Source organism: Aeromicrobium sp. PE09-221, assembly GCF_002174305.1.
In the GTDB taxonomy this organism is placed as follows: Bacteria; Actinomycetota; Actinomycetes; order Propionibacteriales; family Nocardioidaceae; genus Aeromicrobium.
The window spans coordinates 1-12,582 of record NZ_MIJB01000013.1 but is presented as its reverse complement, the minus strand read 5'-3'; the positions used below and the strand labels follow the sequence as shown (position 1 = coordinate 12,582).

General features: G+C 68.7%; 12 protein-coding genes. 2 read left to right on the top strand and 10 right to left on the bottom strand.

What is annotated here, in order from left to right; genetic code table 11:
- From tsaB to glmS, 6 genes are all read right to left on the bottom strand, one after another.
- Positions 1 to 624, bottom strand: a complete 624-nt coding sequence (gene tsaB / locus BHE97_RS07395; protein WP_170931319.1) for a tRNA (adenosine(37)-N6)-threonylcarbamoyltransferase complex dimerization subunit type 1 TsaB — start codon at positions 622 to 624, stop codon at positions 1 to 3.
- 130 nt (positions 625 to 754) lie between these two features.
- Positions 755 to 1,723, bottom strand: a complete 969-nt coding sequence (gene tsaE, locus BHE97_RS07390) for a tRNA (adenosine(37)-N6)-threonylcarbamoyltransferase complex ATPase subunit type 1 TsaE (protein WP_087623402.1) — start codon at positions 1,721 to 1,723, stop codon at positions 755 to 757.
- Positions 1,720 to 2,694 carry an alpha/beta hydrolase gene (locus tag BHE97_RS07385; protein WP_087623401.1) on the bottom strand — a complete coding sequence of 325 codons (975 nt, stop codon included), beginning with the start codon at positions 2,692 to 2,694 and terminating at the stop codon, positions 1,720 to 1,722. Before BHE97_RS07385 ends, tsaE begins: the two co-directional genes overlap by 4 nt.
- Complete coding sequence (gene alr / locus BHE97_RS07380) at positions 2,691 to 3,815, bottom strand: alanine racemase (protein WP_087623400.1); 1,125 nt, start codon at positions 3,813 to 3,815, stop codon at positions 2,691 to 2,693. The genes BHE97_RS07385 and alr overlap by 4 nt, the downstream gene beginning before the upstream one ends.
- A gap of 8 nt (positions 3,816 to 3,823) precedes the next feature.
- Positions 3,824 to 5,221, bottom strand: coding sequence for an NAD(P)H-hydrate epimerase (locus tag BHE97_RS07375; protein ID WP_087623399.1), 1,398 nt, complete (start codon positions 5,219 to 5,221; stop codon positions 3,824 to 3,826).
- Positions 5,222 to 5,502: 281 nt separating this feature from the next.
- Entirely contained in the window at positions 5,503 to 7,347 is a 1,845-nt protein-coding gene (glmS, locus tag BHE97_RS07370) for a glutamine--fructose-6-phosphate transaminase (isomerizing) (RefSeq protein WP_087623398.1), read from the bottom strand.
- Between the two features lie 46 nt (positions 7,348 to 7,393).
- Between glmS and coaA the strand changes: the two genes are divergently transcribed.
- Positions 7,394 to 8,344, top strand: a complete 951-nt coding sequence (gene coaA, locus BHE97_RS07365; RefSeq protein ID WP_087623397.1) for a type I pantothenate kinase — start codon at positions 7,394 to 7,396, stop codon at positions 8,342 to 8,344.
- 86 nt (positions 8,345 to 8,430) lie between these two features.
- Here coaA and glmM read toward each other — a convergent pair whose 3' ends face one another.
- The 3 genes from glmM to rplM are packed head-to-tail and all read right to left on the bottom strand — an operon-like array spanning position 8,431 to position 10,746.
- The gene (glmM, locus tag BHE97_RS07360) at positions 8,431 to 9,777 is read right to left on the bottom strand and encodes a phosphoglucosamine mutase (RefSeq protein WP_087623396.1); all 1,347 of its coding nucleotides are present in this window, start codon (positions 9,775 to 9,777) and stop codon (positions 8,431 to 8,433) included.
- A 7-nt stretch (positions 9,778 to 9,784) separates the two neighbouring features.
- Positions 9,785 to 10,282, bottom strand: a complete 498-nt coding sequence (gene rpsI / locus BHE97_RS07355) for a 30S ribosomal protein S9 (RefSeq protein ID WP_087623395.1) — start codon at positions 10,280 to 10,282, stop codon at positions 9,785 to 9,787.
- 20 nt (positions 10,283 to 10,302) lie between these two features.
- Positions 10,303 to 10,746: a 50S ribosomal protein L13 gene (gene rplM, locus BHE97_RS07350; protein WP_087623394.1), complete on the bottom strand. Its 444-nt coding sequence runs from the start codon at positions 10,744 to 10,746 to the stop codon at positions 10,303 to 10,305.
- A gap of 224 nt (positions 10,747 to 10,970) precedes the next feature.
- On the opposite strand from rplM, the gene BHE97_RS07345 reads away from it, so the two are divergent.
- Complete coding sequence (locus BHE97_RS07345; RefSeq protein WP_087623393.1) at positions 10,971 to 12,266, top strand: citrate synthase; 1,296 nt, start codon at positions 10,971 to 10,973, stop codon at positions 12,264 to 12,266.
- A gap of 70 nt (positions 12,267 to 12,336) precedes the next feature.
- Here BHE97_RS07345 and BHE97_RS20095 read toward each other — a convergent pair.
- Positions 12,337 to 12,582, bottom strand: a 246-nt coding sequence (locus tag BHE97_RS20095; protein WP_201791349.1) for a hypothetical protein, incomplete at its 5' end; no start/stop codon positions are given.

The following is a 12,582-nucleotide window of genomic DNA, read 5'->3' as shown; positions in this document are numbered from 1 at the left end:
TCATGTCCGCGTGGCAGCGACCGGCACCGTCGCATCCGGACGCCGCAGGTACAGGGGTTCCAGGGGAAGCTCCGCGGCTCGTTCGGCGACCACGAGGCGAGCCAGCGCCGCCGCCGATGGATCGAGCGGCCCGGGCGCCCGCATCAGGACATCGGCATAGATCTCCGCACCACGGCCGATGACCGGGAGCCCGAGTTCGGCGACGGTGGCCGGCTTGTCGACCGCGGGCCCGTCCACCCGTACGCCGCCGGCGTAACGCGCCCAGTAGACCTCCTTGCGGCGCGCGTCGGTCGCCACGATCACGTCGGCCTGGTCGGTGTCGGCCGCGAGGATGTCGAGGGTGCACACCCCGTGGGGGATCAGATCGAGGGTCTGGGCGAGCGTCAGTGCCGTGACGACGCCGACCCGCAGACCGGTGTAGGGACCTGGGCCCACGCCGACCGCCACATCGGTCAGCTCCCCGGCACCCACACCCGCCTGCTCGAGGGCCGCGCGGATCTGCGATGCCAGCAGCTCGCCATGCGCCATCGCGCCATGTGCCGTGGCCTCGCCGAGCACGCGCGACCCATCGTGCACCGCCGCGGTGATGGCGGGTGTGGCCGTGTCGAGGGCGAGGAGCAGCACGACCCCAGCCTACGTGGCCCGGCCCGCAGAGCCCCAGTCGCGGGGCGGAGACAGCGTCCGTTCCACGGTCCGCATCGGACGCTGCCACGCCGGCGGCGACCAGGAACGGACGCCTACTCACCGCCCGCGGTCAGCGCAGGAGGGTGGAGCGCAGGGGAACGTCGATCCAGCGGGGTCCGCGAGGGCGGATCGTGACCACCCGCATGTCCGGAGACTCCACCCCGGAGCCCGTGCCCACCGGATCCGTGTCATCGACCGCGCGCGCCTCGATGCGCACCGAGAGCCAGCTGTCCGCCAGCTGCTCGGCCCTGCCCTCACCCCACTCCACGACCGTGACCGACTCCTCGGTCGAGGCATCCAGGTCGAGGTCGTCGATCTCGGCGGCATCGCCCAATCGGTAGGCATCCACGTGCACCAGCGGCGGACCATCGACCAGCGAGGGGTGCGTGCGCGCGATGACGAAGGTAGGCGAGGTGATCGGGCCGCGCACCCCCAGTGCCTCACCGAGCCCCTGGGTGAACGTGGTCTTGCCGGCCCCGAGGTCACCGCTGAGCACCAGCAGATCGCCCGGGCGCAGCAGGCGGGCGACATCGGCAGCCAGCTCATGCATCGAGGTCGTATCGGGGACCTCCCGCGAGAGCCACAGCGTCTTCCCCAGGTGGATCATCGGTCCGGTCTGCCCGACCGGCACGTACAGCTTGCGCGTCCAGAAGCGGACCGTGTCCGGCAGCTCCTCGCGCACGTCGAGCCAGATACCGTCCTTGCCGCGCTCCTCGGCGATGTCCTCCGCCACGCCCACCATCGCGGAGGCCACCCCGCGATCGCGGCCCTGCGGATGGACGCTGACGCGCCGCAGACCCAATAGTCCCTCGCGGGACTCGTCGAACAGGATCGCGCCCATCGGCCGGTCCCGTCGCAGCGCGAGCAGTCCCCCGTAGTCCCGCAGCGTCGCAGCGACGGTCTCCGCGGTCTCGTCGAAGGCCGTCGTCGGCGGATCGAGGGCTGGCCGAGCGGCGAAGGAACGATGGATGACGTCCACGATGACCTCGGCATGCTCGGACCCGGCCTCCACGAGGTCCAGAGCCACCCGCTCGCTCATGAGGCCTCCTTGAGGACGGTCTCGATCGCCTCGGTCACCGTGGCGGGATCCTCGAACATCATCATGTGGCCCGCGTCCTCGATCGTCACGAGCTCCGCCCCGTCGATGTGCCGGGCGAGCCATCGGCTGTGGGAGAAGGGGGTGAGCACATCCTTGGTTCCGCCGACCACCACAGTGGGGACCCGCGCCAGCGCCTCGAATCCCTCGCCGAGGTCCAGGTCCAGGAAGTTGGCATAGAAGTTCACGATGACCCGCGACGGGGCGCGCAGGATCATCTCATTGGAGATATCGGCCGCGGTCTCGGAAGCATGGGGTCCGAGCGCCCAGCGCTTGATGATCGAGAAGCTGTTGAACTCCCGTCCCCAGTCGAGCACCGGCGTCGTGGCCCGCATCAGTGTCACGATGTAACGCAGGGCGGGACTCTTGCGCATGAGCTTGCCCCCGCTCGTCCCGATGAGGACGACCCCCACGACGCGCTCATCGAAGACATCGCGGTGCCGCGCGGCGAAACGCATGATCGCCATTCCGCCCATCGAGTGGCCCACGAGCACCACCCGGGAGTCCGCGGCAAGACTCTCGAGCACCGTCAGCAGATCATCGGCGAGATCATCGAGGGAGGAGTTCGAGGCCGAGGTCACCCCGGACCGGCCATGTGACCTCAGGTCGCAGAACACCATCCGGGCCAGGCCGCGCAGGGCGAGCCGCTGATAGTGCCAGGTGTCCAGATCGCACATCCAGCCATGGAGGAATACGATGGTCGGCTCCGGACCGGCGTCGACCTCGACATGCAGCGGAACGTCGTCATGTGCGGCGAGATAGTGCGATTCTCCATGCACCGAGCCGAAGGGGGTCTCATCGCCCCGCCGCTCGAGCCGGCGCTGGGCCGACATGTTCTTGAAGACCGTCGCCGCGACCCCGGCGATGGCGAAGGCCCCTGCCGTCGCCGCGGCTCGTGTCACGTATTTCCTCATCGCCCTCCTCGGTAGGTCCGGGTCCAACGGCCCATCAACCGGGTCACGATCTCGTAACCGATCGTGCCTGCGGCGAGTGCCCAGTCCTCCGCGGAGGGCTCGCCGTCATCACCGGGTCCGAACAGTGTCACGCGATCACCCCGGCGGGCAGGCAGTTCGCCGAGATCGATCACGCACTGGTCCATACAGATCGTTCCACGCACCGGCACCCGCCGGCCCCCGTACCCCATCTCCGCCCTACTGGACGCCGTGCGATGAAGACCGTCCCCGTAGCCGACGGGGACGAGCCCGAGACGGGTGGGACGGTCGGCGGTCCAGCGGTATCCATAGGAGACGCGAGCACCCGCCTCGACCTCCTTGACCTGCGCGAGCCGGGCTCGCGCCGTGAGTACCGGGCGGATACCGGAGAAGCGCACGGCCGGGTCCGGGTCGATGCCGTAGGCGGCGATTCCCACCCGCACGAGATCGAGATGGGCGGAGGGGCGGGTGAGGATGCCGGCGGAGTTCGACAGGTGCCGCAATCCCGGCTCGACCCCCGCTCCGCGCAGTTCGTCGACCGCGGCAGTGAAGACCGCTTCCTGTTCGGCCGAGGCGGGATTGTCCGGCTCATCGGCGCACGCGAAATGCGACCAGATGCCGGTGATCTCCACGCGTCCGCCCGCCTGTGCCCGTGCGGCCGCACGCACGAGGGAGGACCAGTCGGCCCCGAATCTCGCACCGTTGCGGGAGAGACCGGTGTCCACCTTGAGCTGCACGCGAGGCCGCGACGGCGCCATGGCGAGGATCTCCTCGAGCTGATCGGCCGACGATGCGGTGACCTCGATCCCGGCGTCCACGAGTTCGGCGAAGGGCGCCCCGGGCGTCTCCAGCCAGCACAGCACCGGTCCACCGTCACCGGCAGAGCGCAGCGCGAGGGCCTCCTCGGGTCGCGCGACGCCGAGCCAGTCCGCACCCGCATCGCGCGCCGCTCGGGCGATCGGCACCATGCCATGGCCGTAGCCGTTCGCCTTGACGACCGCCATCTGCTGCGATGCCGGCGCCAGCTCGCGCAGGACACCCAGGTTCTCGCGGTAGGTATCGAGGTCGACCACCAGTTCCGCGGCCGGCGCGGGCCCGCGCATCGCTCCGCTCATCGCGCCGCCGGGAGGAGGAAGTCACCCAGCACACTCGGCAACAACTCGGCGATCCGGTGCGCGGGGAAGGGACCGGCGAGCGCCGCGCGCTCGCCTGCCGCGCCGTGCAGGAGGGCAGCGACGGCACCCGCCGAGAGGGCATCGAGCCCAGAGGCGAGCAGTGATCCGGCGAGGCCGGCGAGGATATCGCCGGCACCGGCCGTCGCGAGCCAGGGCGTGCCGGAGAGGTTCACCAGGGTGCGCCCGTCCGGCGAGACCACCAGAGTGCGGGCACCCTTCACCAGCACCGTGGCGTCCCACCGGCGCGCGGCCTCCCGCGCGTGGCTCCACGGATCGGCCTCGACCTCGTCGCGCTCCACCTCGAGCATCCGCGCGAGCTCTCCAGCATGCGGCGTGAGCAGCACATCGGGTCGTAGCCGGGGAGGCAGGTGCGTCAGTGCCGCGGCATCGAGGAGGACGGGTACATCGTCGTCGAGTGCCCTGCGTACCGGGTCGGGGTCATCGATCCCGCCGGGACCGACCACCCATGCCTGCACGCGGCCGCGTCCCGCGACGACCTCGGGTGCTCGGTCGACGACCCGGTCGCAGAGTTCTCGCCGGCCGACGAAGCGCACCATCCCGGCGGTCCCGGCCTGCGCACCCGCAACGCACAGATGCGCGGCACCGGCGTACTCCGGGGAGCCGGCCTCGATGCCCACCACCCCGCGGCTGTACTTATGCGCCTCCGGACCGGGCACCAGTCGGGCGAAGCGGCGACCGTCGGCGAGTTCGAGCGCCTCGCAGGCGGGATCCGAGAGATGCTCAGCGATGCCGATGCCGCGGACCACGATCTCTCCGGCCGCTACTCCCCCGGGGCCGATCAGCAGGCCGGGCTTGGCGGCGCCGAAGGTCACCGTGACATCCGCGTCGATGGCGAGCCCTGGCATGATGCCGTCGTCCACGCCGATGCCCGAGGGGGCGTCCACCGCGATGACATAGGGGCGGTTGTCGCGCGCCCAGCCGGCCCACTGTGCGGCCCGGCCCTCAAGCCCGGGCCTGGCCCCGATGCCGAACAGTCCGTCCACGACGTAGCGCTGCTCCGCGGGTGCCTCGACGAAGCTCGCTCCGGCCTCACGTGCCGCGGTGAGTCCGGCCCCATGGGTCTTCGCAGCGTCGAGCAGGGCGATATCGACCTGGTGGCCGCGCTTGACCAGGCGGGCGGCGGCGAAGAGCGCATCACCCCCGTTGTTGCCGGGGCCGGCCAGCACGAGCACGGTGGCATCCGAGGGCACCCGCAGCGCCACCTCGTCGGCGAGGACGCGGGCAGCGGCCTGCATGAGCCCCTCCCACCCGTGGATCTGGGCGGCGGACTCCTCAGCGGCGCGGATCTGCTCGACCCGGTACGCACTCAGCATGATCGCTGTGTCTCCCCATCCTGGTCATCGCGAGCGTCGTATCCGCGGGATGGCTCGCAATCCCCCAAGGACTCCGCAGAGCTCCGTCGAGGGAGGTGCCCCCGCGCAGGAGCGCAGACAGATTGGGGGTGCCTCCCCTTCCCCCACTCGCTGGCGCTGGCGGGAGGTACCCCCCTTCGCGCAGCGGAGTGCTTGGGGGAGACACCTCTCAGGCGCCTGCAACGCAGTGGGGCGCCCGCGGGGTGGCGCTCCGTAGGCCAGGACTTGGGTGACACAGCCATTCACTCGACGGTGACGGACTTGGCCAGGTTGCGCGGCTGATCGACATCGTGACCGAGCTGCGTCGCCAGCTCACAGGCGAACAGCTGGAGCGGGACCGTGGCCACGAGGGGTTGCAACAGCGTGGGCACGCGCGGCAGGCGGATGACATCGTCGGAATAAGGCACGACGGTGTCGTCCCCCTCCTCCACGAGGGCGATCGTGCGAGCACCGCGAGCGCGGACCTCCTGGATATTGGAGACGATCTTCTCCTGGAGCTGGTCGCGGGCCCGGGGCGGCACGACCACGAACACCGGGACACCGTCCTCGATCACCGCGATCGGGCCGTGCTTCAGCTCCCCGGCGGCGAAGCCCTCGGCGTGCACATAGGCGAGCTCCTTGAGCTTGAGCGCACCTTCCAAGGCGACCGGATAGCCGACGTGGCGGCCGAGGAACATGATGGACCGATTGGACGACAGCCGGTCGGCGAGCTTGTGGATCTGGTCGGCATTGTCGAGCACCTGCTGCACGGCCTGCGGGATGCGCGCGAGCTCGTCCAGGATGAGCTGGATCTCGTCGCCGTATTTCGCGCCCTTGACCTGGGCGAAGTACAGGGCCAGCAGATAACAGGCCACCACCTGGGAGAGGAAACCTTTGGTGGAGGCGACGGCGATCTCCGGGCCGGCGTGGGTGTAGATGACGGCATCGGACTCGCGCGGGATCGTCGAGCCGTTGGTATTGCAGATCGAGAGGACCCGGGCGCGTTGCTCGCGGGCGTAGCGGATCGCCATCAGGGTGTCCATCGTCTCCCCGGACTGACTGATGGAGACCACGAGGGTGGTGTGATCGAGGATCGGGTCGCGGTAGCGGAACTCCGAGGCCAGCTCGACCTCGCAGGGGATGCGGGTCCAGTGCTCGATGGCGTACTTGGCCACCATGCCGGCGTAGTAGGAGGTGCCACAGGCGATGACGATGATCTTGTCGACCTCGCGCAGCTCGCCATCGGACAGCCGCATCTCGTCGAGTTGCAGGCGTCCGTCGGTGCCGATCCGGCCGAGGAGGGTGTCGGCGATGGCCTGGGGCTGCTCGTGGATCTCCTTGAGCATGAACCAGTCGTAGCCGCCCTTCTCCGCGGCCGACACGTCCCAGTCGACCGTGTACTCCTTGGTGGAGACCGGCTGACCGTCGAAATCGGTCACGACGACCGCATCGGCGGTGATCTCGACGACCTGGTCCTGGCCGAGCTCGATCGCGGTGTGGGTGTACTCGATGAACGCGGCGACGTCCGAGCCGAGGAAGTTCTCACCCTCGCCGCGACCGACCACCAGCGGCGAGTTGCGGCGGGCGCCGAGCACCCGGCCAGGGGTCTGGGCATCGACGACGACGAGCGTGAAGGCGCCTTCGAGACGACGGCAGACCGCGCGGAAGGCCTCGGTGACGTCCGGCCTGTTCTGCAGCTCGCGGTGCAGCAGGTGGGCGACGGTCTCGCTGTCGGTCTCGGAGACGAAGTCGTAGCCGGCATCCTCCAGCTCGTCGCGGAGAACGGCGAAGTTCTCGATGATGCCGTTGTGGACCACCGCGATGCGCTCGGAGGCGTCGAGGTGGGGATGTGCGTTGATGTCATTCGGTGCGCCGTGGGTGGCCCAGCGGGTGTGGCCGACACCCGTGGTGGAAGCGGGGAGCGGGTTCTCCTGCAGCACACCGTCCAGATTGACGAGCTTGCCCGCCTTCTTGGCGCTGGCTATGCCGTTGGCCGTCACCAGGGCGACACCGCCGGAATCATAACCCCGGTATTCCAGGCGCCGAAGGCCGCCCATGATGACATCGACCGCCGGGCGCGAGCCCACGTATCCAACGATTCCGCACATAGCTTCCAGGGTACCGAGTGACGGACGGAATCACGGCATCGCAACAATGGTCCCCATGTCACGTGAGCTGACACCGTTCGTCGAACTGGAACGGTCCGCCTGGGCCGAACTCGCCGACGACTCCCCTGTCCCCCTCACCGAGGCGCAGATCGCCAGCGTGCGTGGTCTCGGCGAGGAACTCGATCTCGACGAGGTCGTGCAGGTCTACCTCCCCCTCACGCAGCTCATCAGCCTCCGGGTCCGCATGGCCGGCGCGTTGTACCGCGCCACCGAGCGCTTCCTCGGCAATCCGCAGGCGACCAAAGTGCCCTTCGTCATCGGTCTGGCCGGCTCGGTCGCTGTGGGCAAGTCGACGACGGCTCGCCTGCTGCGCGAACTGCTCGCGCAACGCGACGAGCATCCCCGCGTCGATCTGGTGACCACCGATGGCTTCCTGCTGCCCAATGCCGAGCTGGAGCGGCGCGGGATCCTCGACCGCAAGGGCTTCCCGGAGTCCTATGACCGCAAGGCGCTGTTGCGCTTCATCATGGGCGTCAAGAGTGGCGTGGAGCATGTGGAGGCTCCCGTCTACTCGCACCTCACCTATGACCGCACCGACGAGCGGGTGGAGATCGATCGTCCCGATATCGTCATCGTCGAGGGGCTGAACGTGCTGGCACCCGCCCGGGCGCGCGGGGACGGCAGCCCGGGACTCGCGATCAGCGACTTCTTCGACTTCGGGATCTATGTCGATGCCTCCAGCCGTGACATCCGCCGGTGGTACATCGAGCGTTTCCTGCGATTGCGGGAGACCGCCTTCGCGGACCCGGCATCGTACTTCCACCGCTACAGCTCGTTCACCGATGAGCAGGCCGTGGCCCGCGCCGAGGAACTGTGGGACACCATCAACTGGCCCAACCTGCGCGAGAACGTGGCCAGCACCCGTGGCCGCGCGGATCTCGTGCTGCGCAAGGGGTCGGATCACACCGTCAAGTGGGTGCGCCTCCGCAAGCTCTAGCCTCCGGTCGTGCAACTTTTGCCGGCGTGTGGCCCTTTTCTCGGACGCAGAAGGGCCTTAAACCGGCAAAAGTCGGACCCGGAGGGTCAGAGGGGGAGCTGGGCGCGGACGATATTGGCGAGGCGGTCGGCCACCTCAGTCGCCTCGTCCTCGGTCGGGGCCTCGACCATGACGCGCACCACCGGCTCCGTCCCCGAGGGACGCAGGAGCACGCGACCGGTCTCACCGAGCTTGGCATCGGCGGCGGCGACCTCGCCCTGGAGCACCGGATCGGTGCCGGCACGATCCTTGTCGACGCCCGAGACATTCAGCAGCACCTGCGGCAGCCGCCTCACCACCGTGGCGAGATCGCTCAATCGTCGGCCCGTCGCCACCATCTCGGCGGCGAGGTGGACGGCGGTGAGAACGCCATCGCCCGTCGTGGCGTGGTCGCTCATGATGACGTGGCCGGACTGCTCACCCCCGAGCGTGAAACCACCCGCACGCATCGCCTCCAGCACATAGCGGTCGCCGACGGCGGTGCGCACGAGCGTGAGACCGGCCTCTTCGAGGGCGAGCGAGAGACCCAGGTTGCTCATGACGGTCGCCACGACGGTGTCGTCGACGAGCCGGCCCTCTCGCTGCAGTCGCAGGGCGAGCACCGCGAGAATCTGGTCACCGTCGACCAGCTGCCCTTCGGCATCGACGGCCAGACAGCGGTCCGCATCTCCGTCGAAGGCGAAGCCGACATCGGCCCCGTGCTCCACGACCGCGCGCCGCAGATCCTCCGGATGTGTGGAACCGCAGTGCTCGTTGATGTTGAGGCCATCGGGCTCGGCATGGATGGTCACGACCTCGGCGCCCAGGGCCGCGAAGGTCTCCGGGCCGACCTCATATGCCGCGCCGTTGGCGCAGTCCAGGACGATCCTCATGCCGTCGAGCCGCTCCGGGACCGAGGCAGCGAGATGCTTGACGTAGGCGCCGAGGCCCGCCCGGCTGTCGCCGACGCGTCCGACGGACGCCCCGGTCGGGCGTTCCCACGGCTCCTGGAGACGCCTCTCGATCGCCGCTTCGATCTCATCGGCCAGCTTGTGGCCGCCTCGGGCGAGGAACTTGATGCCGTTGTCGGGCATCGGATTGTGCGAGGCCGAGATCATGACGCCCATGTCGGCCTCGAGCAGGGAGGTCAGGTACGCCGTGCCGGGAGTCGGGACGACGCCGAGCCGATGCACGTCGACCCCAGCAGATGCCAGACCCGCGACCACCGCGGCCTCCAGGAACTCCCCGGAGGCACGCGGGTCGCGGGCGACGACGGCGGTGGGACGCTGATCGGCGAAGGCCCCCGCCTCGCCCAGCACGTGGGCGGCAGCGACCGACAGATCCACGGCGAGCTCGGCAGTCAGGTCCCAATTGGCCAGACCCCGAACTCCGTCCGTACCGAAGATACGGCCCACCGGCGGATCAGCGCTTGCTGTACTGCGGCGCCTTGCGGGCCTTCTTGAGACCGGCCTTCTTGCGCTCCTTGATGCGCGCATCGCGCGTGAGGAGTCCGGCCTTCTTGAGCGTGGGACGGTTGGCCTCGAGGTCGACCGCATTGAGCGCACGGGCCACACCGAGACGCAGCGCGCCGGCCTGACCGGTCATGCCGCCGCCGTCGACACGCGCGATGACGTCGAAGGACTCCTGCAGGCCGGTGGCCGCGAGGGCCTCCTTGGCGATCTGCTGGTGCAGCTTATTGGGCAGGTACTCCTCGAGCGGCTTGCCGTTGACCGTCCAGGTGCCGGTGCCGGGGATGATGCGCACCCGAGCGACGGCCTCCTTGCGGCGGCCGGTGGCGCTGGCGGGCGCGATGATGGACGGCTTGTCCGTCGAGCCGACACTCGGGGAGGTCTCCGAGGTGTAGGCGACACCCTCGGCGTTGGCGGTGTACTGGGCGTCTTCGGTGGTGGTCTCAGCCACGGTGAACCTGCTCTTCTCGCTTACTGGGAGATCTGCGCGATCTCGAAGGACTGGGGCTTCTGGGCGGCGTGCGGGTGCTCCGGACCGGCGTAGACCTTCAGCTTGGTGATGAGCTGACGGCCCAGACGGTTCTTGGGCAGCATGCCGCGGACCGACTTCTCGATCGCCTTGCGGGCATCCTTCTCGAGAAGGTCGCCGTACGCGATCTGCTTCAGGCCACCGGGGTAGCCGCTGTGGCGGTACACGTTCTTGTCCGAACGCTTCTTGCCCGACAGCGCCACCTTGTCCGCGTTGACGATGATGACGAAATCGCCGCCGTCGACATGCGGAGCGTAGGTCGGCTTGTGCTTGCCGCGCAGCAGCGTCGCCGCCTGGACGGCGAGACGACCGAGAACGACGTCCTCTGCATCGATGACATGCCACTGACGGTCGATGTCAGCGGGCTTCGGGCTGTACGTGCGCACGGCGTGACCTTCTCGCTTGTCGGTGTTGCTGGAATCGGTGTGGGCGCGGCACGGCTGATGCCGCAGGCACCACGACGTCCAAGCCTAGCCGTTCGACCCCAAGAGGGTCAAAACGGGGTACCTGTCGCGGACCCAGGATCGCGCCGTGTGAGCACGACCACTACGTTAGAGGTGCTGTCCCACCATGAGACCGCACAACCGTCTTACGTCACAGGAGACCCAACGTGACCCAGAAGCAGACGCTGACCGTACGCGACAACCGCACTGGCGACGAGTACGAACTCGACATCACCGACGGCGCCATCCGCGCGAGCGACGTAGGCAAGATCGGAAAGACCGAGGACGAGGCAGGCCTGGCCGTCTACGACCCCGGATTCACCAACACGGCCTCTACGCGCAGTGCCGTGACCTTCATCGACGGCGACAAGGGCATCCTCGAGTACCGGGGCTACCCGATCGAGCAGCTGGCCGAGTCATCGAACTTCCTCGAGGTCGCCTATCTCCTCATCTACGGCGAGCTCCCCACCCGGGAGCAGTACGAGAAGTGGGAGCACGAGATCACCTTCCACACCTTCGTGCACGAGGACATCAAGACCGTCATGCGGGGCTTCCGCTATGACGCCCACCCGATGGGCATGCTGCTGTCGAGTGTCGGTGCACTCTCGACCTTCTACCCCGAGGCGCGCAATATCACCGACCAGCAGATCCGCCACGAGCAGATCGTGCGGCTGATCGCCAAGATGCCGACCCTCGGGGCCTGGTCCTTCCGCCACGCGCAGGGCAAGCCCTATGTCTACCCTGACAACGATCTCTCGTATGCCGAGAACTTCCTGTCGATGCTGTTCCGGATGAGCGAGCCCAAGTACGAACCGGACCCGCGGCTCACCAAGGCCCTCGAGGTCCTGTTCATCCTGCACGCCGACCACGAGCAGAACGCCTCGGCCAATGCCGTGCGCTCGGTCGGCTCGACCCAGGTGGACCCCTACTCGGCGGTCAGCGCGGGCATCGCGGCTCTCTTCGGCCCGCTGCACGGTGGCGCCAACGAGGCCGTGCTGCGCATGCTCAAGCGCATCGGCTCCAAGGAGAACGTGCCCGCCTTCATCGAAGGCGTCAAGAACGGCGACGAACGACTGATGGGCTTCGGCCACCGCGTCTACAAGAACTACGATCCGCGCGCCAAGATCATCAAGAAGGCCTGCGACGAGGTCTTCGAGGTCACCGGCGTCAACCCGCTGCTCGAGGTCGCCCAGGAGCTGGAGAAGATCGCGCTGGAGGACGACTACTTCGTCTCTCGCAAGCTCTACCCGAATGTCGACTTCTACTCGGGTCTCATCTACGAGGCGCTGCAGTTCCCGCCGGAGATGTTCACCGTGCTGTTCGCGATCCCGCGCACGGCCGGCTGGCTCGCCCAGTGGATCGAGCTCGTGGACGACCCGGAGCAGAAGATCGCCCGTCCCAAGCAGATCTACACCGGGGGTCGCACACTCGACTTCGTGCCCGCCTCGGAGCGCTGGAAGTGACCGCCGTCTGATCCCGACGAGAAGGGGGCGCCCCACCGATCGGTGGGGCGCCCCCTTCTCATGATCCGCGTCAGCTGCCGGCAGCGGCCACCGCCGCGTCGATGCGCCGCTGGACCGCGCTCTCGCGCCGGCGCCGGAGCCATACCGCTCCGCCTGCTCCTCCCGTGATCAGGAGGAGCAGGCCGAGCTGCGGAAGGGGCAGCGCCCACGCTCCGTTCGACGAGACCTGCGGCACCAGTTCGGCATCGATCACATCGTCGCCCACGAGGACCGGCCGGGCATCCACGTCGCCGAGATCCCCACCAGCCGACCACGG

Coding starts and splice junctions, on each gene's coding strand:
- BHE97_RS07385 (WP_087623401.1), bottom strand. CDS start 2,694: ATGAGGAAATACGTGACACGAGCCGCGGCGACGGCAGGGGCCTTCGCC.
- tsaE (WP_087623402.1), bottom strand. CDS start 1,723: ATGAGCGAGCGGGTGGCTCTGGACCTCGTGGAGGCCGGGTCCGAGCAT.
- BHE97_RS07375 (WP_087623399.1), bottom strand. CDS start 5,221: ATGCTGAGTGCGTACCGGGTCGAGCAGATCCGCGCCGCTGAGGAGTCC.
- alr (WP_087623400.1), bottom strand. CDS start 3,815: ATGCGCGGGCCCGCGCCGGCCGCGGAACTGGTGGTCGACCTCGATACC.
- coaA (WP_087623397.1), top strand. CDS start 7,394: ATGGTCCCCATGTCACGTGAGCTGACACCGTTCGTCGAACTGGAACGG.
- glmS (WP_087623398.1), bottom strand. CDS start 7,347: ATGTGCGGAATCGTTGGATACGTGGGCTCGCGCCCGGCGGTCGATGTC.